At 52.1% G+C, this 24,459-nt stretch carries 24 protein-coding genes and 1 other RNA gene; 12 read left to right on the top strand and 13 right to left on the bottom strand.

The annotated features are described in order from the left end of the window. The first annotated feature begins 133 nt into the window (after positions 1 to 133). From sstT to HV477_RS15940, 10 genes are all read left to right on the top strand, one after another. On the top strand, positions 134 to 1,378 hold the full coding sequence (gene sstT, locus HV477_RS15985; protein WP_000235363.1) for a serine/threonine transporter SstT: 1,245 nt from the start codon (positions 134 to 136) through the stop codon (positions 1,376 to 1,378). A 449-nt stretch (positions 1,379 to 1,827) separates the two neighbouring features. Then, positions 1,828 to 2,490, top strand: coding sequence for a DedA family general envelope maintenance protein YqjA (gene yqjA, locus HV477_RS15980; RefSeq protein WP_000422143.1), 663 nt, complete (start codon positions 1,828 to 1,830; stop codon positions 2,488 to 2,490). A gap of 3 nt (positions 2,491 to 2,493) precedes the next feature. Further along, positions 2,494 to 2,877 carry an EnvZ/OmpR regulon moderator MzrA gene (gene mzrA, locus HV477_RS15975; RefSeq protein WP_000917516.1) on the top strand — a complete coding sequence of 128 codons (384 nt, stop codon included), beginning with the start codon at positions 2,494 to 2,496 and terminating at the stop codon, positions 2,875 to 2,877. A gap of 144 nt (positions 2,878 to 3,021) precedes the next feature. Further along, the gene (locus tag HV477_RS15970; protein ID WP_000877297.1) at positions 3,022 to 3,390 is read left to right on the top strand and encodes a DUF1090 domain-containing protein; all 369 of its coding nucleotides are present in this window, start codon (positions 3,022 to 3,024) and stop codon (positions 3,388 to 3,390) included. Positions 3,391 to 3,431: 41 nt separating this feature from the next. Then, positions 3,432 to 3,737: a YqjD family protein gene (locus HV477_RS15965; protein WP_000031219.1), complete on the top strand. Its 306-nt coding sequence runs from the start codon at positions 3,432 to 3,434 to the stop codon at positions 3,735 to 3,737. A gap of 2 nt (positions 3,738 to 3,739) precedes the next feature. After that, a complete protein-coding gene (locus tag HV477_RS15960) occupies positions 3,740 to 4,138 on the top strand; it encodes a phage holin family protein (RefSeq protein ID WP_000785626.1) in 399 nt (132 codons plus the stop codon). Next, on the top strand, positions 4,135 to 4,434 hold the full coding sequence (locus HV477_RS15955) for a YqjK-like family protein (RefSeq protein ID WP_000095496.1): 300 nt from the start codon (positions 4,135 to 4,137) through the stop codon (positions 4,432 to 4,434). The genes HV477_RS15960 and HV477_RS15955 overlap by 4 nt, the downstream gene beginning before the upstream one ends. A 247-nt stretch (positions 4,435 to 4,681) precedes the next feature. Then, positions 4,682 to 5,074 (top strand): DoxX family protein, encoded by a 393-nt coding sequence (locus tag HV477_RS15950; RefSeq protein WP_001592732.1) that lies wholly within the window; start codon positions 4,682 to 4,684, stop codon positions 5,072 to 5,074. Positions 5,075 to 5,141: 67 nt separating this feature from the next. Further along, the gene (locus HV477_RS15945; RefSeq protein WP_021000797.1) at positions 5,142 to 6,128 is read left to right on the top strand and encodes a glutathione S-transferase family protein; all 987 of its coding nucleotides are present in this window, start codon (positions 5,142 to 5,144) and stop codon (positions 6,126 to 6,128) included. Positions 6,129 to 6,251: 123 nt separating this feature from the next. Further along, complete coding sequence (locus HV477_RS15940) at positions 6,252 to 6,617, top strand: DUF805 domain-containing protein (protein WP_000384139.1); 366 nt, start codon at positions 6,252 to 6,254, stop codon at positions 6,615 to 6,617. A gap of 38 nt (positions 6,618 to 6,655) precedes the next feature. On the opposite strand, the gene yhaJ is transcribed toward HV477_RS15940, so the two are convergent. After that, the gene (gene yhaJ / locus HV477_RS15935) at positions 6,656 to 7,552 is read right to left on the bottom strand and encodes a DNA-binding transcriptional regulator YhaJ (RefSeq protein ID WP_001041026.1); all 897 of its coding nucleotides are present in this window, start codon (positions 7,550 to 7,552) and stop codon (positions 6,656 to 6,658) included. Between the two features lie 104 nt (positions 7,553 to 7,656). Here yhaJ and HV477_RS15930 point away from each other — a divergent pair, with 104 nt between their 5' ends. Then, positions 7,657 to 8,358 (top strand): pirin family protein, encoded by a 702-nt coding sequence (locus HV477_RS15930; RefSeq protein ID WP_001620145.1) that lies wholly within the window; start codon positions 7,657 to 7,659, stop codon positions 8,356 to 8,358. A 23-nt stretch (positions 8,359 to 8,381) separates the two neighbouring features. Continuing rightward, positions 8,382 to 8,546: a hypothetical protein gene (locus tag HV477_RS15925; protein ID WP_000039326.1), complete on the top strand. Its 165-nt coding sequence runs from the start codon at positions 8,382 to 8,384 to the stop codon at positions 8,544 to 8,546. A gap of 112 nt (positions 8,547 to 8,658) precedes the next feature. Here HV477_RS15925 and HV477_RS15920 read toward each other — a convergent pair whose 3' ends face one another. The 12 genes from HV477_RS15920 to garL form a co-directional block, all read right to left on the bottom strand. Beyond that, positions 8,659 to 9,969 carry a serine dehydratase subunit alpha family protein gene (locus tag HV477_RS15920; RefSeq protein ID WP_000463070.1) on the bottom strand — a complete coding sequence of 437 codons (1,311 nt, stop codon included), beginning with the start codon at positions 9,967 to 9,969 and terminating at the stop codon, positions 8,659 to 8,661. A 25-nt stretch (positions 9,970 to 9,994) separates the two neighbouring features. Beyond that, positions 9,995 to 11,326, bottom strand: a complete 1,332-nt coding sequence (locus HV477_RS15915) for an amino acid permease (RefSeq protein ID WP_000443189.1) — start codon at positions 11,324 to 11,326, stop codon at positions 9,995 to 9,997. A 314-nt stretch (positions 11,327 to 11,640) separates the two neighbouring features. Further along, positions 11,641 to 13,005 carry an L-serine ammonia-lyase gene (gene tdcG / locus HV477_RS15910; protein ID WP_000622075.1) on the bottom strand — a complete coding sequence of 455 codons (1,365 nt, stop codon included), beginning with the start codon at positions 13,003 to 13,005 and terminating at the stop codon, positions 11,641 to 11,643. A gap of 69 nt (positions 13,006 to 13,074) precedes the next feature. Continuing rightward, the gene (gene pflB / locus HV477_RS15905) at positions 13,075 to 15,369 is read right to left on the bottom strand and encodes a formate C-acetyltransferase (RefSeq protein WP_001528020.1); all 2,295 of its coding nucleotides are present in this window, start codon (positions 15,367 to 15,369) and stop codon (positions 13,075 to 13,077) included. Positions 15,370 to 15,402: 33 nt separating this feature from the next. Next, a complete protein-coding gene (gene tdcD / locus HV477_RS15900; RefSeq protein WP_079899124.1) occupies positions 15,403 to 16,611 on the bottom strand; it encodes a propionate kinase in 1,209 nt (402 codons plus the stop codon). 66 nt (positions 16,612 to 16,677) lie between these two features. Continuing rightward, a complete protein-coding gene (tdcC, locus tag HV477_RS15895; RefSeq protein WP_000108129.1) occupies positions 16,678 to 18,009 on the bottom strand; it encodes a threonine/serine transporter TdcC in 1,332 nt (443 codons plus the stop codon). Positions 18,010 to 18,029: 20 nt separating this feature from the next. After that, on the bottom strand, positions 18,030 to 19,019 hold the full coding sequence (tdcB, locus tag HV477_RS15890) for a bifunctional threonine ammonia-lyase/L-serine ammonia-lyase TdcB (protein ID WP_175065156.1): 990 nt from the start codon (positions 19,017 to 19,019) through the stop codon (positions 18,030 to 18,032). Between the two features lie 97 nt (positions 19,020 to 19,116). After that, positions 19,117 to 20,055: a transcriptional regulator TdcA gene (gene tdcA, locus HV477_RS15885; protein WP_001094907.1), complete on the bottom strand. Its 939-nt coding sequence runs from the start codon at positions 20,053 to 20,055 to the stop codon at positions 19,117 to 19,119. Positions 20,056 to 21,106: 1,051 nt separating this feature from the next. Then, positions 21,107 to 21,481: RNase P RNA component class A (gene rnpB / locus HV477_RS15880), an RNA gene on the bottom strand. 32 nt (positions 21,482 to 21,513) lie between these two features. Further along, a complete protein-coding gene (gene garK, locus HV477_RS15875) occupies positions 21,514 to 22,659 on the bottom strand; it encodes a glycerate 2-kinase (protein ID WP_000706458.1) in 1,146 nt (381 codons plus the stop codon). 97 nt (positions 22,660 to 22,756) lie between these two features. Beyond that, the gene (garR, locus tag HV477_RS15870; RefSeq protein WP_000178106.1) at positions 22,757 to 23,647 is read right to left on the bottom strand and encodes a 2-hydroxy-3-oxopropionate reductase; all 891 of its coding nucleotides are present in this window, start codon (positions 23,645 to 23,647) and stop codon (positions 22,757 to 22,759) included. 25 nt (positions 23,648 to 23,672) lie between these two features. Beyond that, on the bottom strand, positions 23,673 to 24,443 hold the full coding sequence (gene garL, locus HV477_RS15865; protein ID WP_001057715.1) for a 2-dehydro-3-deoxyglucarate aldolase: 771 nt from the start codon (positions 24,441 to 24,443) through the stop codon (positions 23,673 to 23,675). Positions 24,444 to 24,459 lie beyond the last annotated feature (16 nt).

Here is a 24,459-nt window from a genome sequence, read left to right as displayed (position 1 = left end):
AATCCAGGATATTTCGCTTCCCGAACCTTCAACTTTCCTTATACTCAACCAGGCAAACACTTTGTTACATCCTGAAAGATGCGCCGTAAGAGCGTGCAGGGGATGACCAGCAACACAATACAAGGAACATGAAATGGCTACGCAACGAGCATCAGGGCTACTGCAGCGTTTAGCGCAAGGCAGTCTGGTTAAACAAATTTTAGTGGGTCTGGTACTGGGGATTTTACTGGCATGGATTTCTAAGCCTGCGGCGGAAGCGGTTGGCTTGCTTGGCACCCTGTTCGTCGGCGCCTTAAAAGCGGTCGCCCCCGTTCTGGTGCTGATGCTGGTAATGGCCTCGATCGCCAACCACCAGCACGGTCAAAAAACCAATATTCGCCCTATTCTCTTTCTTTACCTGCTAGGCACCTTTTCAGCCGCGCTGGCGGCCGTTGTGTTCAGCTTCGCCTTCCCTTCAACGCTGCATCTGTCCAGTAGCGCCCAGGATATCGTGCCGCCGTCCGGCATTGTAGAAGTCCTGCGCGGTCTGTTGATGAGCATGGTGTCGAACCCCATCGACGCGCTGCTGAACGCTAACTATATCGGGATTCTGGTGTGGGCCGTCGGTCTGGGATTTGCCCTGCGTCATGGCAATGAAACCACCAAAAACCTCGTGAACGATATGTCTAACGCCGTGACCTTTATGGTGAAACTGGTGATCCGTTTCGCGCCAGTCGGTATTTTTGGTCTGGTTTCATCAACGCTTGCAACCACCGGCTTCTCCACCCTGTGGGGTTATGCGCACCTGCTGGTCGTCTTGATTGGCTGTATGCTGCTGGTCGCGCTGGTGGTCAACCCGCTGTTGGTATTCTGGAAAATTCGTCGCAACCCTTATCCGCTGGTGTTCGCCTGCCTGCGTGAAAGCGGCGTTTATGCCTTCTTTACCCGCAGCTCTGCCGCCAATATTCCAGTGAATATGGCGCTGTGCGAAAAGCTGAATCTGGACAGGGATACTTACTCCGTTTCCATTCCGCTGGGCGCCACTATCAATATGGCCGGCGCGGCAATTACCATTACGGTTCTGACGTTGGCGGCAGTCCATACGTTAGGCGTCCCGGTGGATCTGCCTACAGCGTTGCTGCTGAGCGTGGTGGCCTCGCTGTGTGCTTGCGGCGCCTCCGGCGTGGCAGGCGGTTCATTGCTGCTGATCCCGCTGGCGTGCAACATGTTTGGCATCCCGAACGATATCGCGATGCAGGTAGTAGCGGTCGGCTTTATTATCGGCGTATTGCAGGATTCGTGTGAAACGGCGCTGAACTCATCTACCGATGTTCTGTTCACTGCGGCAGCCTGCCAGGCAGAGGACGAACGTCTGGCGAATAACGCCTTGCGTAGCTAAGTGATTATTGATGCCGGATGGCGTATGCCATCCGGCGTAACGATAGATCTGAATCTCCCAATCCATAGGCTGTGACGGAAAGCGAATTGATGTTCACGCGCGACATCCTCGCGTAACGTTATATGTAGATGGCGTCTGCCGCGGCGCTCGGTCAGCGTACAGTATAAAGTGTCAGCCTGTGTAAATCCTCTCGCCACCCTCCTTTGCGATAAGCAAAATCAAAGCTCAACGACGCGTAATTTCTATAACGGACTTCGTTGACCTTTGTTACAATTAGATGCATTTTGAATTTTTGTGTGTTAGTGCTTGCTTACTTCACAACTTAACAAGGAATAGTTCAGGCCGCGAATTTGCCGTTTCCGCAACGCTGATAAAAACTCCAACTCTGTTGCGGCAGTGCAAACCTCAGATCACCGGCGTGACGTTAACCGATTCTCCAGGAATACTGAATGGAACTACTGACTCAATTGCTGAATGCCCTGTGGGCTCAGGACTTTGAAACACTGGCCAATCCTTCCATGATTGGCATGTTATATTTTGTGTTATTTATGATTTTGTTTCTGGAAAATGGGCTGCTCCCTGCCGCCTTTTTGCCTGGCGACAGCCTGTTGATCCTGGTCGGCGTGCTGATCGCCAAAGGCGCGATGGGTTATCCACAAACCATTTTGCTGCTTACCGTCGCGGCCAGCCTGGGTTGCTGGGTCAGCTATATTCAGGGCCGCTGGCTGGGGAATACCCGCACCGTGCAAAACTGGCTCTCTCATCTCCCCGCACATTATCATCAACGCGCCCATCACCTTTTCCATAAACACGGCCTGTCGGCACTATTGATAGGCCGTTTTATCGCGTTTGTCAGAACGCTGCTGCCCACCATTGCCGGCATATCCGGTCTGAATAACGCGCGCTTTCAGTTCTTCAACTGGATGAGCGGCTTGTTGTGGGTGCTTATCCTGACGTCGCTGGGCTATCTGCTGGGCAAAACGCCCGTCTTTATGAAGTATGAAGATCAGTTAATGTCATGCCTGATGCTGCTGCCCGTGGTGCTGCTCTTTTTTGGCCTGGCGGGTTCACTGGTCATGCTGTGGAAAAAGAAGTATGGGAGCCGGGGATAACTTATGCTTAAACCACGCATAACTGCCCGACAACTCATTTGGATCAGCGCTTTTCTACTGATGCTGACCATACTCATGATGACGTGGTCAACGCTGCGTCAGCAAGAGTCGACGCTGGCCATTCGCGCGGTTAACCAGGGCGCCAGTATGCCAGACGGCTTCTCAGTTCTGCATCATCTGGATGCGAACGGCATTCATTTTAAAAGCATTACGCCTAAAAATGACATGTTGCTCATTACCTTCGATTCCCCTGCGCAAAGCGCCGCAGCAAAAACAGTGCTTGATCAAACGTTACCACACGGTTATGTCGTCGCTCAGCAGGACGATGACAACGAAACGGTACAGTGGCTGTCCCGCTTACGGGAAAGCTCACACCGCTTTGGCTAACCTCCAGGAATCCGAATCATATCACTCACTTTGGTGATTTCATTGTTTAATGACTATGATTAATAAAGCGGTGCTTAACCCACCGCGTTATTATCGGGATCACCGCCCCGGACAACGGGTCCGAACATAAGGGAAAGTTCAGGAATGAAATACCGCATCGCTTTGGCTATCACGCTTTTTACGCTTAGCGCCGGCAGCTACGCTAATTCGCTTTGTCAGGAAAAAGAGCAGGATATACAAAAGGAAATTAGCTACGCTGAAAAGCACAACAATCAGCGCCGTATTGAGGGTCTGAACAAGGCGCTCAGCGAAGTACGCGCCAATTGTACTGACAGCAAGCTGCGCGCCGAGCATCAGAAAAAGATCGCCGAGCAAAAAGAAGAGGTAGCCGAACGCCAACGTGATTTAGCCGAGGCAAAAGCAAAAGGCGATGCGGATAAAATAGACAAACGTGAACGTAAGCTGGCCGAGGCTCAGGATGAGCTAAAAAAACTTGAGGCCAGAGACTACTAAATTAACGCCGAATGTAAATACTCACTCACCTGGAGAAAACTATGTCGAAAGATAACACTACGGAACATCTGCGCGCTGAGTTGAAATCCCTGACCGATACGCTTGAAGAAGTGCTGAGCTCTTCGGGCGAAAAGTCGAAAGAAGAGTTGAGTAAGATTCGTAGCAAAGCCGAGCGCGCGCTGAAAGAGAGCCGTTACCGCCTGGGCGAAACGGGTGATGTGATTGCCAAACAGACTCGCGTCGCCGCCGCCCGCGCCGATGATTATGTGCGCGAAAATCCCTGGACAGGCGTAGGCATTGGCGCCGCTGTCGGTCTGGTGTTGGGCGTACTGCTGACGCGTCGTTAATTATGGCGGACTCTCGACAGGCACAAGGACCAGGCAAAAGCGTACTGGGTATCGGGCAGCGGATTGTCACCATTATCGTTGAGATGGTGGAAACCCGGCTGCGACTGGCGGTAGTAGAACTGGAAGAAGAGAAAGCGAACCTCTTTCAGCTTTTGCTGATGGTAGGTCTTACCATGCTCTTCGCGGCGTTTGGCTTAATGAGCCTGATGGTTCTGGTCATCTGGGCTATCGATCCTCAGTACCGTTTGAACGCGATGATCGCTACCACAGTTGTGCTGTTAGTGCTTGCGCTAATCGGCGGCATCTGGACTTTGCGCAAAGCGCGTCAGTCCACGCTATTGCGCCATACGCGGCACGAACTGGCTAACGATCGGCAAATTCTGGAGGACGATCAGTCGTGAGTAGCAAAGGCGAACGCGAAAAACGTAAAGCGCTGCTTCTCAGTCAGATCCAGCAGCAACGGCTGGATCTGTCCGCCAGCCGTCGCGACTGGCTGGAGACCACCGGCGCGTACGATCGCGGCTGGAATACGGTGTTAAGCCTGCGCTCCTGGGCGCTGGTCGGTAGCAGCGTAATGGCCATCTGGACCATCCGTCATCCTAATATGTTGGTACGCTGGGCGAAACGCGGCCTGGGTATCTGGAGCGCCTGGCGCCTGGTAAAAACTACCCTCCGTCAACAACAGCTCCGCGGTTAATATCTTTTCTTTTATAGCATCGTGCCATCAGGTTATCGCCCGATTACACCTGGTGGCGCGATACTTTTATGCATATCGTCTCTTTATCAATCACTCAAATTTTTTGAAAAAATTTGGCAATTTTCCTTGCTAACAATTCCTGTACGCCACGTTTATGATTCTCTCCAGCGATAACAATGACGCGCTAAACCGCGTCATTGCTCATGAAAATAGCAGCAGCCGCCGAATCGGCCTCCTGGAGAATAAAATGAAAAAATTAGAAGATGTTGGTGTACTGATAGCGCGTATTTTAATGCCAGTTCTGTTTATTACCGCAGGATGGGGAAAAATTAGCGGCTATGCGGGCACACAGCAGTATATGGAAGCGATGGGCGTACCAGGATTCCTGCTGCCGCTCACCATACTGCTTGAGTTCGGCGGCGGTCTGGCGATTCTGCTGGGGTTCCTCACCCGCACCACTGCGCTTTTCACCGCAGGTTTTACGTTGCTGACGGCATTGATCTTCCATAGCAATTTTGCAGAAGGTGTAAACTCGCTGATGTTTATGAAAAACCTGACCATTGCCGGCGGATTCTTATTACTGGCGTTAACCGGGCCTGGCGCGTTCAGCCTTGACCGTCTGCTGAATAAAAAGTGGTAAGCAATCTATACTCAATTAAAAAAGCGAGGGAATAGCGCCTCGCTTTTGTCATCTGAAGGAGAGAGACATGGGACAACTGATCGATGGCGTCTGGCACGACACCTGGTATGACACCAAATCTTCCGGGGGGAAATTTCAGCGTTCAGCGTCGGCTTTCCGCAACTGGCTTACCGCTGACGGCGCGCCCGGACCTTCCGGCGAAGGCGGATTCGCCGCAGAAAAAGATCGTTACCATCTGTACGTTTCCCTTGCCTGCCCCTGGGCGCATCGCACGCTCATTTTCCGTAAACTGAAAGGTCTGGAGCCGTTTATTCCGGTTTCCGTCGTGAATCCATTGATGCTGGAAAACGGCTGGACGTTTGATGATACTTTTCCGGCGGCCACCGGCGATACCCTCTATCAGCATGAATTTCTCTACCAGTTGTATCTGCACGCCGATCCACACTACAGCGGCCGCGTCACCGTACCGGTCTTATGGGATAAAAAAAATCATACTATCGTCAGCAACGAGTCCGCCGAAATCATTCGTATGTTTAACTCCGCCTTCGATGGGCTGGGCGCTAAAGCCGGGGATTACTATCCCCCCGCGCTGCAAAGCAAAATTGACGAGTTAAACGGCTGGATTTATGACAACGTTAATAACGGCGTTTATAAAGCAGGCTTCGCCACCAGCCAGCAAGCGTATGATGAAGCGGTAGACAAGGTATTTACTGCGCTGGCGCGCCTGGAACAGATTCTCGGACAGCACCGCTATCTGACGGGCGACCAGTTGACCGAGGCGGATATCCGCTTATGGACGACCCTGGTACGCTTTGATCCGGTTTACGTGACTCATTTCAAATGCGACAAATACCGAATCAGCGACTACCTGAATCTGTACGGTTTCCTGCGCGATATCTATCAAATACCGGGCATTGCTGAAACTGTTAATATGGACCATATTCGTCACCACTATTTCCGTAGCCATAAAACGATTAACCCCACGGGTATCATTTCTGTCGGACCGTGGCAGGATCTGCTCGAACCTCACGGGCGCGACGTGCGCTTTGGCTAATTTCAGGCGTCCTCCGGGATGCCTTATTAATAAATACCACAAATATTTACCAACATTTCATTCGCGGCTATTCTTAGTTTGATTACTTTAAAAACAAGTGATTGAACCATTATTGAGGCGAAAATGGATTGGTATTTAAAGGTTTTAAAAAATTATCTGGGATTTGGCGGCCGCGCACGACGCAAAGAGTACTGGATGTTTATTCTGGTCAATATCATCTTTACCTTTGTGTTGGGCCTGCTGGACGCCATGCTTGGCTGGCAACGCGCCGGGGGTGAAGGCGTTCTGACCACCATTTACGGCGTTCTGATCTTTTTACCGTGGTGGGCCGTGCAGTTCCGTCGTCTGCATGACACTGACCGCTCCGCATGGTGGCTACTGTTGCTACTTATCCCCATTATCGGCTGGCTTATCATCATCGCGTTCAACTGCCAGAATGGTACGCCGGGCGACAACCGCTTCGGCCCCGATCCGAAACGTTTTTCCTGATGGCGGCGCGGCGCCGCTTTTAAAGCGCCGCGCGCTATTTATTTTCCGGCGAATAGCTTAGGTATTTCCCGCAGGCACCAGGCTTTTGCCTCCCCCATACTGTCGCGCCGCCAGGCCATAATAATATCGATTTCGCTGGTCGATTCCGGGCTGACCACGCGTAGCCGCCCTTCGGCAATATCCTGTTCCACCATCGAATATGGCATGGTCGCGACGCCAAGCCCGGCCAGCAGCGCCTGACGTTTATCTTCAATCGTGCTTACCGTCAGACGTGGCTGCTTATCCAGCAGTTGCACCGTTAATACCGGCCGCTCGCGCGCGGTATCCGCTACCGCTACGCCGCGGTATTTAACCCGCGTCACTTCCGAAAGCGGCTCCGGCTCCTGATGAATAGGGTGGTCAGGCGCGGCGACATACACATTCATTAACGTATACAACTTACGGGAGTTAATTTCCGACGACGATCGAAAATGCATATCCGGAGCGATGACGATATCCGCCCGTCCCTGCTCAAGCCGCTCCCATGCGCCAGCCAGTACTTCGGTAATCAATGAAAGCTGCGTATTGGCTTTAGCGGCCAGCCGGTCGATCAGCGGAAAAAAAGCAGGCGTCGGTACCAGAGCTTCAGTGACCAGCGTCAGATGCGTTTCCCAACCGCGGGCCAACGCTTCAGCATCCGTCGTTAACTTGTCTGCCGCTTCCAGCAATACCCGCCCGCGTTCCAGCAGCATACGTCCGACGTTGGTGAATTTTGTACGATGGCCGGAGCGATCGAACAGTACAACGTCCAACTCTTCTTCCAGCTTCTGCATGGTGTAACTCAGCGCGGAGGGCACCCGCCCCAACTCATCAGCCGCTGCGGCAAAACTGCCCCGGCGGTCAATGGCGTCCATCACACGCAATGCTTCAAGCGTCAGCGCTCTCTCTTTAGCCATAACGTTCTCATTCAGGAAATTTGAACATACCGGGCAGAATATCTGGCTAACAATGCAGCGTCCAGCCCCTTAACATAAAAGGAAGTAAAGAGAGGTTAATAACGATGATTACGACCCGAACCGCCAAACAATGTGGACAGGCAGACTACGGATGGCTACAGGCCCGCTATACCTTCTCCTTTGGACACTATTTCGACCCTACACTGCTGGGCTACGCGTCGTTGCGCGTACTGAACCAGGAAGTGCTGGCGCCGGGCGCCTCTTTTCAGCCTCGAACTTATCCAAAGGTGGATATTTTAAACCTGATTCTGGACGGCGAAGCGGAATACCGCGACAGCGACGGCAACCATGTACAGGCTAAAGCGGGCGAAGCGCTACTGCTCGCCGCGCAGCCGGGCATTAGCTACAGCGAACATAATCTCAGCAAAGTTAAGTCGTTAACCCGAATGCAACTGTGGCTTGACGCCTGTCCTGAACGGGAAAACACGCTGGTACAAAAAATCCCACTCCTGGCGGCGCAACAACAGCTTCTTGCCTCGCCCGACGGTGAGCAAAACAGCTTACAACTGCGCCAACAGGTCTGGGTACATCATATTACGCTGGAGAAAGGCGAATCGCTTAATTTCCAGCTTCACGGGCCGCGCGCCTATTTGCAGTCGATTCACGGTACGTTCCACGCGATGACGCACAACGAAGAACGCGAGGCGTTAACCTGCGGAGATGGCGCATTTATTCGTGATGAACCTAACATTACGCTGGTTGCCGATACGCCGCTGCGCGCATTACTGGTAGATTTACCGGTGTAGCCAGCCAGAAAAGGAGTCGCAAGATGAGTAAAAAATCGGCGAAGAAACGTCAGCCCGTGGTAAAACCTGCCGTACAGGAGGCGATGAGCGCCACTGTGCCGCTGGGCTATGAAGAGATGCTAACCGAACTGGAAGCCATCGTGGCGGACGCCGAAGCCCGGCTGGCAGAAGAAGAGGCCGCAGCCTGAAATCATGCCGGATGGCGGCGCAAGCGCCCGATCCGACTGATAACGGGTAGACCCGATAAGCGCAGCGCCATCGGGCAACACGCTGCCCCGACGTCATGCCGGGGCGTTATTATTAATGCGCTTTACTGGCCATAATCTCGATGATCTGCTTGTCTGTCTGCTGCATTGAGCGACACGCCAGCGAACACAAATTCGCAATAGATTGTTCGACATTGTGCGCCACAATCCCTTCGTTTCCGGTCACCGCCGTATCATCCAACGCCATCAGTACGGCTTTCCACGCCGCCGACGCGCTGGTAGAGACTTTCATCGCGCAGCTATTCGACGCGCCATCGCAAATCATCCCGCTGACATCGCCGATCATACTGCTGATAGCCATTGCGATAGTGTCGTAACGACCATCTATCAGCCACGCCATACCCGCCGCCGCGCCCATCGCCGCCGTGGTTGCCGCGCACAGCGCCGACAAACGCGGAAGCTGATGGTGAATATAGATAGCGCTCAAATGCGATAACATTAGCGCGCGCGCCAGGCGCTCGTCATCGGCGCCGACATGTTCAGCAACCACCATGACTGGCACCGTGGCGGTAATCCCCTGGTTGCCGGAGCCGGAGTTGCTCATCGCGGGCAACGTGGCGCCGCCCATTCTGGCGTCTGACGCTGCGCTGGTACGGATCAAAATCGCCGTGGAGAGATCTTTCGCCAGCAGACCGCGATCGCACTGTTTGGCCAGCGTCGAACCAATATGCAGCCCCCAGGAACCACGCAGTCCCTCCTGCGACAACGCGCCGTTTAGCCTGGCCGCATCGAGAATAAAGCGGATAGCGTCAAAGGGCACCGCATTCACAAACGCCAGGATCTCTTCCAGCGAGGTATGAGACAGCACTCCCAGTGGCGAGGTTTTTTCTTCTTCCTGCGCATTATCGGCCTGGGTAAATACCACGCCCTTGTCGGTTTCTATCCGCACAATGTTTGTATGATCGCCGACGATCGTGACACATGCCCAGCTATCGCCGCTATACACTTTCGCCCGTGAAAACAGGATATCGTTACATGGCTCCTGCAACATCACTGCGACATGTCCGGCGGCCAGCATCGCTTTTGCATCGGCAACGGCTTTAGCGGAAGCGTCTTTTAACACCTCCAACCCGGCTTTCGCATCACCGCCCAACGCGCCAAGCGCCGCGGCGATCGGTAGCCCTACCATTCCCGTTCCTGGAACGGTAACGCCCATACCATTTTTCATCAGATTGGGCGAAACCCATGCGTCAATGCGTTCAACAGTGCCGTCAAGTTCAGCCGCCGCCGCCGCTGCCGCCAGCGCCAGTGAAATTGGCTCAGTACACCCCAGCGCCGGTTTTACTTCTTCCTGTACGGCCAGGATAAAACTTTGCCACAATGGATTTATTTTAGATTCAAACATAACAACAACCTTAATCTCAGGTATATCAAGAGAATGCCAGGAACGGAGAAACGCATAGCAGCAGACCGGTAATAATAATCAGGTACAACGAAGCGCCTTTATATTTGTGCAATGCGGGAACCTTGTAGACCAACCATGCCGGAATTAAACAGCCCACCATACCGAAGATAGGGCTACAAATAGAGGTGAAGCTCAGTACCGGCGCGTTGAGCACAATGGCGCTCCAGGCCAGCAAAATAGCGAAAATCATAATGCCGCGCTGTACCAGATTTTCCTTAATCTTCTCGGCGGGCATTTTGCGGCGCAGGATATTCATCACAATGCCTTGCGTCGCTTCGCGGAATCCTAAATAAACGCCAAAGAAGGCGGTCATGACGGCAAAGATGTTCAGAATTACGCTAACCACTTTGACCCAGCCAGCGCCATCGCCGCTAATAAATTGCGCGGCGATCGCCAGGGCGGAAATATTCTGCTCGTAGGCTTTCACCGCTTCGTCATGCCCCATCGCCAGGGTGAAGGAAACCGCATAGAAAAAGACGGTAACGAACAGGACGCCAAACGCGATATTCATGGCGCGCAGCGCTTTATGGCGTGCGACCTCAATAGATTTTTCGCGTGAACGGTAAGAGATCACCATTGGGCTTAACGTCTGGATAAATAAAATCGAGGTCAGCGTAAATGGCAGGGTAATAATGGCGTTTTTAATCAGCAGGGCCATCGGCGGCAGCGCGCCAATGTTATACAGATGCCACATACCCACCATAGAGACGCCCAGCGCCGCCACTACCAGTAGCTTGGTCAGCACCATGCCGGTGGAGATTTTGAACAGTAATTTTTCACCGCGTGAGGAAATCGCCACCAGGATGCAGATCAGCACCAGACCATAAAATGGACTATCGGAAAGCAATCCTTCCGTTACGCCGAAAGTATGCAGATAAGAGGCGCTGTCGTTAGTAATCGCCGTAGAATAGACGAACATCCAGATGACGAGCATTACAAAGTACAGCGCGCCTAATAAAATACCCCAGTTTTTGCCCAGATAGCCGCTGATCACGCTGGGGTAGTCTTTACATTCCGGGGATTCCGCCAGCGTATTAATAAACAGCCGCTGGAACAGGTACATGGCCGGATAACCAATAATAGAAGAGAGTAAAAAGACCCAAAGTCCCATCAGGCCAACCTGGACAGGAAGAAAAACGATCCCTGCGCCTATCGCCATCCCGATACTCATAATGACCCAGCCGGTGTCGGTACTATCAAATTTGATGGCTTCACGCCATTCGCTTTCTGTCATCCCTGCCCGACGCGCCGGGGCTGATGCGTCGAGGATTACGCTGGTATTACTAGCCGATTCCATAAAATTCTCGCTCAATGTGTAGGTAGAGGTTTTTTTATTTTTCGTGCCGCAGCAAGGCGATATGCAGAACGTGAGGTGCAGGTACTTTCTTGTAATAAGAAAATCATACGCGCACGATAAGAGAAAAACTTACCAATAAAACACCTGCATTTCTTGTGGGTTAAGAATTATTTTCTATTTACTATTTATTTAATATTGTTATTTTCTCTATTTGACGCGTATCACAACAAAAAAGGGCGCACTTTGGTGCGCCCTTTTCTCAGCTTCTGTCTTCTGCGTTATCCCATAGCCTGCTCACTCTGCGCCTGTCGGGCCTATCCACAAACGACTTTAATCGCCAGACCGCCGCGCGACGTCTCGCGATATTTGTCGTTCATGTCTTTACCCGTTTCGTACATGGTTTCGATCACTTTATCGAGCGAAACCCGCGGCTCAGAGGTACGGCGTAGCGCCATTCGCGCCGCATTTACCGCTTTAACGGCGTTAATCGCATTACGTTCAATACAAGGGATTTGCACCTGACCCGCCACCGGGTCACAGGTGAGGCCAAGGTTATGCTCCATCGCAATTTCCGCCGCAATACAGACCTGCGCCGGGCTACCGCCCAGCAGTTCTGTCAGCCCTGCCGCCGCCATCGAACACGCGACGCCAACCTCGCCCTGACACCCCACTTCCGCGCCGGATATCGAGGCGTTCATCTTGTACAGCATGCCAATTGCCCCCGCCGACAACAGATAACGGGCGATAGAGTTGGCATTGACCGGACGACGGAATTTGTCGTAATAGGCCAGCACCGCGGGAATAATGCCGCACGCGCCGTTGGTCGGCGCGGTGACCACTCGCCCACCCGCCGCGTTCTCTTCACTCACGGCCAGGGCGAACATGTTAATCCAGTCGATGACGTTCATCGGATCGCGGGAGAGATTATCGCTGGAGACCAGCAGACGCCGTAACGCTACCGCGCGGCGTGGAACGTTCAGCGGCCCCGGCAGCACGCCCTCAGTATTCATGCCACGTTCAATTCCGGTCGCCATCACCTGCCAGATGCGGGCAAAGCCAGCGTCAATCTGCTCTTTGCTCCGCAACGCCAGTTCATTTTGCATCATCAGGCCGGAAACCGAGAGCCCCTGTCTTTCACACAGCGTCAACAGTTCGCTGGCGGAATGAAAATCATACGGCACCGATTTTTCTACGTCGTGCGACTGACCAAAACGCTCCTCTTCGACAATAAAGCCGCCGCCAATAGAGTAATACGTTTTGTGTAAAAGCGGCGCTTGTCCGTTCCAGGCGGTAATACGCATACCGTTTTCATGGCGCGCCAGGGTTTCAGCGTGAAAGAGAATACTGTCGGCGACGGGAAAATCCACCACATGCGCGCCACCCGCCACCGATAAACGGCTGCTGCGGGCAACCTCCTGGATAAACGCCGGAATGCTATCAATATTGACATCCTGCGGCGTATTGCCCGCCAGGCCCATAATGATGGCGGTATCGGTCGCGTGGCCTTTGCCCGTCAGCGATAGCGATCCGTAAAGATCAACCGTGATGCGCGTCGTTCGCGGCAGGTCGCCGCTGTCGATCAGCCGATCGATAAAACATTTTCCTGCATTCATTGGCCCAACGGTATGGGAGCTTGAAGGTCCAATGCCAATCTTAAAAATATCAAATGCGCTAATCATATCTCCCCCTAAGATTACCGTTCAGCGAAGATCCGTTGCGGGGCGATCCACACGATCGCCCCGTTCACGTTACATCGCCTGAGTAAAGGTGCGCGAAATAACGTCCTGTTGCTGTTCACGCGTCAGCGCATTGAAGCGCACGGCATAGCCGGAAACGCGGATCGTCAGGTTCGGGTAGTTTTCCGGATGTTCAATCGCATCCAGCAACATTTCACGGTTCATGACATTGACGTTCAGATGCTGCCCACCTTCCACCTGTGCTTCATGATGGAAATAGCCGTCCAGCAAGCCGACCAGATTGGTTTTCCGCACCGCATCTTCTTTCCCGAGCGCCGCAGGCACAATCGAGAAGGTGTACGAAATACCGTCTTTGGCGTAGGTAAACGGCAGTTTCGCCACCGACGTCAGCGAGGCCACCGCCCCTTTGCGGTCACGACCATGCATCGGGTTCGCCCCCGGCGCGAACGGCGTTCCGGCGCGACGTCCATCCGGCGTATTGCCGGTCTTCTGCCCGTACACGACGTTCGAGGTGATGGTCAAAATGGACTGCGTCGGCACCGCATTGCGATACGTTGGCAACACGCTAATTTTTTGCATAAAGCGTTTCACCAGGTCGCAGGCGATGCTGTCCACGCGCTCATCGTTGTTGCCGTACTGCGGATACTCGCCTTCAATAGCAAAGTCGATGGCAAGGCCGTTTTCGTCGCGGATCGGCTTCACCTGAGCGTACCTGATGGCGGACAGGGAATCCGCCGCCACCGACAGTCCGGCGATGCCGCACGCCATCGTCCGATACACATCACGGTCGTGCAGCGCCATCAGCGAAGCTTCATAGCTGTACTTATCGTGCATGTAGTGAATGATGTTCAGCGCGCTAATGTACTGCACCGCCAGCCAGTCCATAAAGTGGTCGAGGCTCTCCATTACCGCGTCGTAATCCAGCACCTCATCCATTAACGGCGCGGTTTTCGGCCCAACCTGGATTTTCAGTTTCTCATCAACGCCGCCATTGATAGCGTACAGCAACGTTTTGGCAAGGTTGGCGCGCGCGCCGAAGAACTGCATCTGCTTACCGATGACCATCGGGCTGACGCAACAAGCGATGGCGTAATCGTCGCTGTTAAAGTCGGTACGCATTAAATCGTCGTTTTCATACTGCAAAGATGAGGTCACGATGGAGACCTGCGCAGCATATTTCTTGAATGCCACCGGCAACGCTTCTGACCACAGTATGGTCAGGTTCGGCTCCGGCGCTGGCCCCATCGTGTGCAGGGTATGCAGATAACGGAAGGAGTTCTTCGTCACCAGCGTGCGGCCATCAAGCCCCATCCCGCCAATAACTTCGGTGGCCCAGATCGGATCGCCGGAAAAGAGCGAATCAAATTCCGGCGTGCGCAGGAAACGCACCATGCGGATCTTCATGATGAAATGGTCGATCAGTTCCTGCGCCTGCTGCTCTGTCAGAAGGCCCGCGTTGAAATCGCGCTCAATGTAGATATCAAGGAACGAGGCGGTTCTTCCCAGCGACATTGCACCACCATTTTGCGATTTTACCGCCGCCAGATAAGCGAAGTAGAGCCACTGTACCGCTTCCTGCGCGTTCCGCGCCGGGCGGGAGATATCGTAGCCGTATTTCGCCGCCATCTCCTGCATTTGCAGCAGCGCGCGACGATGCTCCGCCAACTCCTCACGCAGGCGAATCGTCGCCTCAAGATTCTGTCCCCGCTCCAGATTCGACTGCAGGTCGGCGAATTGCAGCTCGCGTTCGCGCACCAGATAACGGATACCATACAGCGCGACGCGGCGATAATCGCCAATAATGCGCCCGCGACCATAACCATCCGGCAAACCGGTTAATACGCCGGATTTACGGCAGCGCAGCATATCCGGCGAGTAAACATCGAATACGCCCTGATTATGGGTTTTCCGCAGGTCGGTAAAGGTATATTCAAAATCGGCGTCCATTTCGCGGCCATAAGCGTGGAATGAACTTTTGATCATGTTAACGCCGCCAAACGGATGCAAAGCGCGTTTAAGCGGCTTATCCGTTTGTAAACCGACGATTTTTTCCAGATCTTTTTCAATATACCCCGCATCGTGCGCGGTAATCGTCGTCGCGATGTTGGTATCGAAATCCACCGGCGCATGGGTCGCGTTCTCGATACGTATTCCCGCCATCACCTTTTCCCACAACGCCGTGGTCGCTGGCGTCGCGTCGGCGAGAAAAGATTCATCCCCCTCATAGGGCGTATAGTTATGCTGAATAAAATCACGGACATTAATTTCTTCTTTCCAGTCCGTACCTTTAAAATCACGCCATGCTTCGGCATACAGCATATCGCTGGTATCGATATTTACCTTCATGAAAAATAATCTCTCTACAGAACAGCCGTTAAGTTATGCAAATTCCACTGGTGCTTTCACGTTGCCTAAATGAATGGCATCAAGGGCAATCATTTTCTCTTCATTCGTGGGAATAACAGCGCAAATAACCTGAGAAGGGTTAGCGGAAATAATGCGCTCGCCGTGAGAATTCGGCTGCTTATTCATTTCAACGTCTAACGTAAGCCCCAGCACGCCCAGATGTTCAATGACCAACTGGCGAATTAATACTGAATTTTCACCAATACCGCCGGTAAAAATAATGCCATCCAGCCGATGTAACGATGCCGCGTGTCCGGCAATGTGACGGGCGATACGGTGGACAAACGTTTTTATCGCTAACCGGGCGCGCTCATGTCCTTCGTGCCAGGCTTTTTCCAGGACTCTAAGGTCGGATGACAACCCGGAGATGCCGAGCAAACCGGACTCTTTATTCACCACTCGCTCCAGATCGCTCAACGTCTGCCCGGTTTCTTTGGCTATCCACGCCATCGCGCCGAAATCAACGTCGCCGCTGCGAGTCCCCATCATCAGCCCCTCAAGCGGCGTCATCCCCATTGAGGTATCCACGCTCTGACCATTGCGTACCGCGCAGATAGACGCCCCATTGCCCAGATGCGCGATAATCAGACCCGAGTTTTTTTCATCGAGGTCAAGCAGTTCATACGCGCGCCGCGAAACATAGCGATGCGACGTACCGTGAAAGCCGTAGCGACGCACACCCAGGCTGGAAAAATACTCCCACGGCAATCCGTACAAATAGGCTTCCGGCGCCAGCGTCTGGTGGAAACTGGTATCAAATACCGCCACCTGACGCACGGCCGGGAAAAGGTGCCGCGCCGCGTCAATGCCGCTTAAATTAGCGTAATTATGCAGCGGCGCTAAAGGTGATACCCGACGAATATTATCGATAATCTCATCGGTAATAATGACGGACTGCGTAAATAGCTCTCCACCGTGCGCGATACGGTGACCAATTAATGCCACGCTATCCGTTAAATCACGTTTTTCCAGCTCAAAGGCAATGGCTTTTAACGCGTCCTCATAATTAGAGTGCGCGAGGTTTATCGGCTTATCGCCATTAATAGATAAAAAGGCGTTTTCAGTATTCATCCCATCTGCTATTCCCGCCATTAAAACATCACAGGTAGCGACATCCAGTACAGAGAATTTGATAGAAGATGATCCGCAATTAATGACCAGAACGACCGGAAATTCATTCATGTAGTGCCTCCGTCGATGTCAGCCTGCGTCCACGCCCTGGGGCGGAACGCAGGCTAAACGTGAGGATTAGAACAATTTGTAGACAATATTCAGGATGGTCAGCAGACCAATCAGGGTGACGAACACGTTATCCAGACGACCACGGTACTTCGCCAGCGACGGCGCTTTACGAATGGCGTACATCGGCAGCAGGCATAACAGCGAGGCGATAATCGGCGCGCCCATCGCTTCAATCAGGTCCAGAATGTTCGGGTTTGCGTAAGCTACGACCCAGGTAGACCCCATAATGAAGATCATGCTGATGGTGTTAAGCTTGCCCATAGAGACTTTGGTTTTATCGCCTTTATAACCGAATTTCAGCACCAGGCCGTTCAGCCCTTCCAGCGTCCCCAGGTAGTGACCGAAGAAAGATTTGAAAATAGCAACCAGCGCGATGATAGACGCGCCATACTCCAGCACCGTTGCAAAAGTAGATTTTGTCCCCGACAAAGAGGCGAAATGGTTGGCCAGGTAGGAAAGTACCGGAATGTTCTGCGCTTTCGCATCCGCCATGTTCTGTGGAGAGAGCGTAAACAGGCAGCTAAAGGCGAAGAACATCACCACGGCGACCATCAGCATACTGGCGCGCGAGATGATCTGTGAACATTTACGCTCGGTAAATTCGCGGCCAAACTCTTTCTCATACTCTTCCCGCTTAGACACCACGAAGGAAGAGACGATGGGCGAAAAGTTAAAGGAGAACACCATGATAGAGATGCCCAGCCACACCGTAACCAGTATGCCATCGTGCCCGGTCAGCGCGATATTACTGAGATCAACCTGATCGATAACCGCCGAGTTCCAGTAAGGAATCAGCGATAATGAGATTAGCACCAGGCTGGCGATAAACGGCCATACCAGGTAACTCATCACCTTAACCATCAGATCTTTACCAAACCAGATCACAAAGGCCATCAGCAGCAGCAAGAACAGCGCCACGAAACCGCGATTCAACGCTGGCATCTGCAACTGGTTTTCCCAAAACGTCATGAACGTGTTAGTGATGGTGACGCCATAAATCCACAGCAGCGGACAAATCGCAAAGAAGTAAAGGAACGTGATAACTACCCCGCCCGTTTTACCAAAGTGCTCTTCGACCGTTTCCGTAATATTGCCGGACGGATTAGATCCGGATAAACACAGACGCGCCAGCGCCCGGTGACAATAGAACGCAATGGGGTAAGCTAAAACCAGCATCAGCAGAATGGGGATAAGCCCGCCAAACCCGGCGCGGATAGGGAAAAACAGCACCCCGGCGCCAATGGCGGTACCAAATAAACCCAGCGTCCACGTCGTGTCCGATTTACGCCATGACGACTGTTTTGCCTGGCTGGATACAATGCTATCAGTAGTACTCATATCCTATCCTCACGAAAAGATTAAGCGTCAACTAAACCCGTAATTTGTGATACACAAGAAAGATCGATATTGCCGCCAGAAATAATACTGACCGTTTTTCTGTTCTGAATATGGCTATCTAATTTCCCGCTTAATAGTGCGGCGCAGGCCAGAGCGCCAGCGCCTTCAGTAATAACCTTATTGCGCTGAATTAAAGCGATCATGCTGTTACGAATTTCATCTTCGCTAACCAGAACAATGTCATCGACTAATTCACGAACAATTTCATAGGTTAAATTACCCGGGCGGGAGACATCACAACCATCCGCCAGGGTGCCGGTCGTTCGGTGCGTGGTTATTTCGCCAGCGTAATAAGACGCCGCCATACCGTGAACATTTTCGGCCTGTACGCCGATAACTTTAATGGTCGGGTTAATCGATTTAATCGCAATGGCAATACCTGCAATTAAACCACCGCCGCCAATAGGCACGATGACATTATCGACATCGTACAGATCTTCCATAATTTCCAGACCAATAGTGCCCTGCCCGGCAATGACTTTTGGATCGTCGTAAGGCGGAATAAAAATGCGGCCTTCGGTTTCGACAATTTCACTCACCTTAGCGATGGTGTCATTGAAGTTGTCACCGTGGAGCACCACTTCCGCCGAATAATCACAGGTGGCCGCCACTTTTGACTTTGGCGCGCCCTTCGGCATCACGACTTTGCCGTCAATACCCAGCATTGCGCAAGAAAGAGAAACGCCCTGTGCATGATTACCTGCGGAACAGGCCACGACGCCTTTACGTTTTTCCGCCTCCGTTAACGAGCTAAGTTTGTTAAAAGCGCCACGAATTTTAAATGAACCCGTACGCTGCATATTTTCAAACTTGAGAAATATTTCGCCTTTGCAACGTTCACTAAAATAGTTAGAGCGAGGCATTCCCGTTTTATATATCTTCCCCGCCAGTCTTTTTTTCGCTTCGAGGATATCTTCAATTGCAACCGGGAGATCGTATGTAATGTGCATTATAACCTCTTAACCTGGGTATTAAAAATAAGTTACCGTTGCCCACTGTTCAAAAGAAACAGGTGACGTCAATTTCGCTAAATATGTTTATTCCATATCATTCAATTTCTATTAACTGCCTGCGTCTGCATCCATTATATGATGAATATTGCTTAGCCAATTCTACTAATACTGAAGCGGCTTTTTTGATACGATAATTTTTAGACCATACCGCCGCATAACGTGCGACGGGTAATGTGTCTTTGATTGGTATCGTGATAAATTGATTAGAGCCAAAAGGCGTGGTCATATCGCAGGGAATAACAGTTAAGAAATCAGCATTGAGAACAAGATTATATATTGTGACAACGGAATCTGTTTTAACAATGTTTTCGATGCTGATGCCATTTCGTTGTAGAGTGGTGAGTAATTCGCTGTAGTAGCCCATATTCGTTTGCGGCAACACCCACTGTTCGTCCTTTAACGATTCCAGTGTGATGGTGCCGGTGCATGTTCGGGACTTGCTGGCTACCAGGACAAACTCTGATTCAAACAGCGGCTCGACATGCAGATCCTGTAGCTGCATTTCATTACTGAGCGTACCGATAGCAAAGTCCAGCCGCCCGTCGCGCAGGGCCGGCAGGAATGAAGAGAGCTGGGCTTCGTACATGGATACCTGCGCTTTTGGAAATACCTCTTTGAACTTATGAATCATATCGGACATGAAGGTAAAGCCAATCAGCGAAGGAAAACCAAACGAGACGTCGACAACGGTATTGCACGTCATACTGTTCATCTCGTTGATCATGTTTTTCATTTCGCGGGTGATAGATTCAGACCAGGAAAGCAGTACCTGTCCCGCTTCGGTCAACGTAACGCCGGTATTTTTACGTACAATTAGCTCAACGCCAAAATAGGCCTCAACATCGCTAATGATTTTACTGACGGCGGGCTGGGTTAACCCTAACGATTTTGCGGCAGAACCGATAGAACCACTTCTAATGACTTCCTGAAAGACCACCAAATGCTGTGTTTTAGGGAGAACAAGAGTATTCATATCTACCGCTCTGAAATAACATTGTGAACGGCAGGAAGTGTAGCAAATTAAATCTTAAAGGTTATGTGCGACCACTCACAAATTAACTTGCCGCAATTTTTACATGGTCTTTATTAAATAAAGAAAACCTATTACTTCAATGAGTTACAAAAATAAGACAGTAACTTAGCCTGATTTCAATCAAAAAATAGGGTCGGGATAACGATATATTATGGCGATAACCAGCCTATTTTATCTCCTATTTTCGACATCCCATGAAGACGATATTTCAATCAATTACGGGACATTTTATCGACAATTCCAGCATTAAATTTAAAACGTAATTTCTCAAATTTAAGTATAAACCGAAGGTAAATGCGCTTAAAAACCGTTACGCGTCACATTTTTTTACCTTATTTGTTTGTAAAGAAACATTTAATAAAATTTTAACCAAAATATTTCATACATTTAATTTTCATTTACAACAAATAATTTACACCGCTTTCTTGCTGTTTTTCAGGATGTAATTTTGTGAAAGAAATCGATTGCTTTTCACTTCAACTAAAAAGAGCGCAATCCATAGCGTTTTGTGTTTCTCATCACAAAAACGAATAATATTATGTCACCACGGCTGTCAATTAATTGCCGGATAGTGACGCTGGCGTCTTCTGCAACCTCTATACCCTTCACCGGCCTGATAAGCAAAAACCCGCCGAAGCGGGTTTTATGAAGAGATGAAACTGACCGATAAGCCGCTTTCTTTTGGGTATAGCGTCGTGGACAGTCATTCATCCTGCCGCCCTGTAAAAGCAAAACCCCGCCAGCTTACACTGACGGGTTTTATGAAGAGGTGAAACTGACCGATAAGCCGCTTTCTTTTGGGTATAGTGTCGTGGACAGTCATTCATCCTGCCGCCCTGTAAAAGCAAAAACCCGCCAGCTTACACTGACGGGTTTTATGAAGAGGTGAAACTGACCGATAAGCCGCTTTCTTTCGGGTATAGCGTCGTGGACAGTCATTCATCCTGCCGCCCTGTAAAAGCAAAAACCCGCCGAAGCGGGTTTTATGAAGAGGTGAAACTGACCGATAAGCCGGGTTCTGTCGTGGACAGTCATTCATCTAGGCCAGCAATCGCTCACTGGCTCAAGCAGCCTACCCGGGTTCAGTACGGGCCGTACCTTATGAACCCCTATTTGGCCTTGCTCCGGGTGGAGTTTACCGTGCCACGGACTGTTACCAGCCGCGCGGTGCGCTCTTACCGCACCCTTTCACCCTTACCTGATCCCACTTACGTGGGCCATCGGCGGTTTGCTCTCTGTTGCACTGGTCGTGGGTTTCCCCCCCAGGCGTTACCTGGCACCCTGCCCTATGGAGCCCGGACTTTCCTCCCCTCCGCCCGTCTCCCCGAAAGGACGACGACGAAGCGGCGACTGTCTGGTCAGCTTCGGCGCGAAGTATAGTGGGTTCGCGCGACTTTGTCACCCTGCGCTGCGCATTCCTATCGCCAGAGCGGCAGCAACATTTCTGGATGCCCGATAAATATTGTCAAAAGCGCCCCGAAAAGCCTCCTCCAGCGTCACGATGCGCGTGAGTACGCTAAAGACAGCGTCGATGCCATAATGATGCACTATCCCTACATCGTGCGTCAGGCTGCCGGCAATGCCAATCACTGGCTTATGATATTTTTTCGCCACATTCGCGACGCCAATCGGCACTTTACCGCGAATACTTTGGCTATCAATCCGCCCTTCTCCCGTCACCACCAGCGTACAGTCGTGGATATGCTCCTCCAGGTTCAGTGCCGCCGTGACAATTTCGATCCCGCTGCGTAATTCCGCACCGAGAAAAGCCATTAACGCCGCCCCCATACCGCCTGCCGCGCCTGCGCCGGGCGCCGCCTTTACGTCGACATTCAGCGATTTTTTTATGATGTCGGCATAGTGAGCAAGATTTCTGTCCAGCTCAACAATGTTCTCTTCGGTCGCGCCTTTCTGCGGCCCAAAAATTCGTGATGCGCCGTTGTCGCCGATCAGAGGATTAGAGACATCGCAAGCGACACGAATCGCGCAGAGTTTTAAACGGGGATCGAGCTCTGAAATATCAATGTCGCTTAGACAATGAAGGCTTCCGCCACCGTAACCGATATCCGCGCCGTTTGCATCGCGCAGTTTTGCGCCTAACGCCTGCATCATCCCTGCGCCGCCGTCATTTGTCGCGCTGCCGCCAATGCCGATAATGATATTGCTTGCGCCGCTTTCCAGCGCCTGCAATATCAGCTCCCCCGTTCCCCGCGAGGTAGTAATCAAAGGGTTGCGTTTTTCTGGTGGAACCAGCGCCAGTCCGCTGGCCGCCGCCATTTCAATAAACGCGGTTTTACCATCCCCGGACATTCCCCAGCAGGCTTTCACTTTTTCACCCAACGGCCCGGTCACCCATGCGGCGCGTTCAACGCCCTGCGTCGCGGCAATCATGGCTTCGACCGTTCCTTCGCCGCCATCGGCAACCGGAACAGAGACATATTGCGCATCGGGGAAAATTTCCCGAAATCCTTTTTCTATCGCCTGCGCTACCTCGGCGGCAGAAAGGCTTTCTTTATAGGAGTCGGGGGCAATTACGATTTTCATAGTGGTAGCCTGTTACTGCACAACGCCGGATGGCGTTTCACTTATCCAGCCTGAAATTCAGGCCCGGATCGCTACACGCCATCCGGGCACAACGTCGTTAGCGAGTGACTTCCACTTTCGCCAGTTTTTCGTAGTAGCACGCCAGCGCGCTATGGTCGTCATTACCGTGTCCATCCGCGCGTAACGCCTGCATCATTTCCATAACGGCGGCGGTCAGCGGGAGCTGCGCGCCAACGCCGTGGGAGGTATCCAGCGCATTCGCCAGATCTTTAATGTGCAGATCGATACGGAAACCTGGCTTAAAGTTTCGGTCCATGACCATCGGCGCTTTCGCATCCAGTACCGTGCTGCCAGCCAGACCGCCGCGAATCGCCTGATAGACCAGATCCGGGTTGACGCCCGCTTTAGTCGCCAGCGTCAGCGCTTCAGACATGGCGGCGATATTCAACGCCACGATCACCTGGTTAGCCAGTTTTGTGACGTTGCCTGCGCCGATATCGCCGGTATGCACCACGGAACCCGCCATCGCTTTCATCAGGTCGTAGTACTTGTCGAAAATGGCTTTATCGCCCCCCACCATCACCGACAGCGTGCCATCAATCGCCTTCGGCTCGCCGCCGCTGACCGGCGCATCCAACATCTCAACGCCCTTCGCCTTCAGCGCATCGCTGATTTCACGGCTTGCCAGCGGCGCGATAGAACTCATATCAATCAATACGGTTCCCGGCTTCGCGCCTTCGATGATACCGTTCTCGCCCAGCGCAACCTCTTTCACATGCGGAGAGTTAGGCAGCATCGTGATGATGACGTCACACTGTTCAGCGATCGCCTTCGCCGTAGAGGCCGTTTCCGCGCCTGCGGCAATGACGTCGGCAATCGCTTCAGGATTACGATCGGACACCACCAGCGAATACCCTGCTTTCAGTAAGTTTTTGCTCATGGGCTTACCCATGATGCCTAAGCCAATAAAGCCAACTTTCATCGTCATAGCGTTCTCTCTTTCCATACCAGGATTATTTTTTAAAGGTGTCGGCAAGCTTCTGCGTGCTGGCGCGGAATGCGCCTAAATCGCTGCCAACGGCGACAAAGGTCGCGCCCCATTCCAGATAACGGCGGGCATCCGCCTCTACCGGCGCCAGAATGCCGCACGGTTTACCGTGCGCTTTAGCGCGGGCGAAAATATGTTGAATCGTCTGCTGCACGTCAGGGTGAGAAGCATTGCCGAGATGACCCAGCGCGGCGGCCAGATCGCTTGGGCCGACAAAAATGCCATCAACGCCTTCCGTTGCGGCGATGGCATCAACATTGTCGACACCCAACTGGCTTTCGATTTGAACAATAATGGTGATGTTTTTGTTCGACTGCGCAAAGTAATCAGGCACCGTGCCGAACATATTCGCGCGGTGAGAAACGGAAACGCCGCGAATGCCTTCCGGCGGGTAACGCGTCGAGGCGACGGCGCGAGCCGCTTCCTCTTGCGTTTCAACAAAGGGGATCAGGAAGTTATAAAACCCAATATCCAGCATCCGTTTGATAATGACCGGTTCATTGGTTGGCACACGTACCACAGGCGCGCTGGCGCTGCCTTTCAATGCCATTAACTGCGGAATTAAGGTGGTCACATCGTTCGGCGCATGTTCGCCATCCAGCACCAGCCAGTCAAATCCCGCCAGACCAAGAACTTCGGTGGTGATTGGGCTTGCCAGTGCAGACCAGCAGCCAATCTGCACCTGTTGCGCCGCCAGCGCCGCTTTAAACTTATTCGGGAAAATAGCGTTATTCATCGCTTATACCTTCGCT

It is taken from the genome of Salmonella sp. SG203 (genome assembly GCF_013350575.1).
In the GTDB taxonomy this organism is placed as follows: Bacteria; Pseudomonadota; Gammaproteobacteria; order Enterobacterales; family Enterobacteriaceae; genus Salmonella; species Salmonella enterica.
The sequence above is the reverse complement of the archived record's forward strand: the minus strand, read 5'-3'. Positions and strand labels throughout refer to the sequence as shown.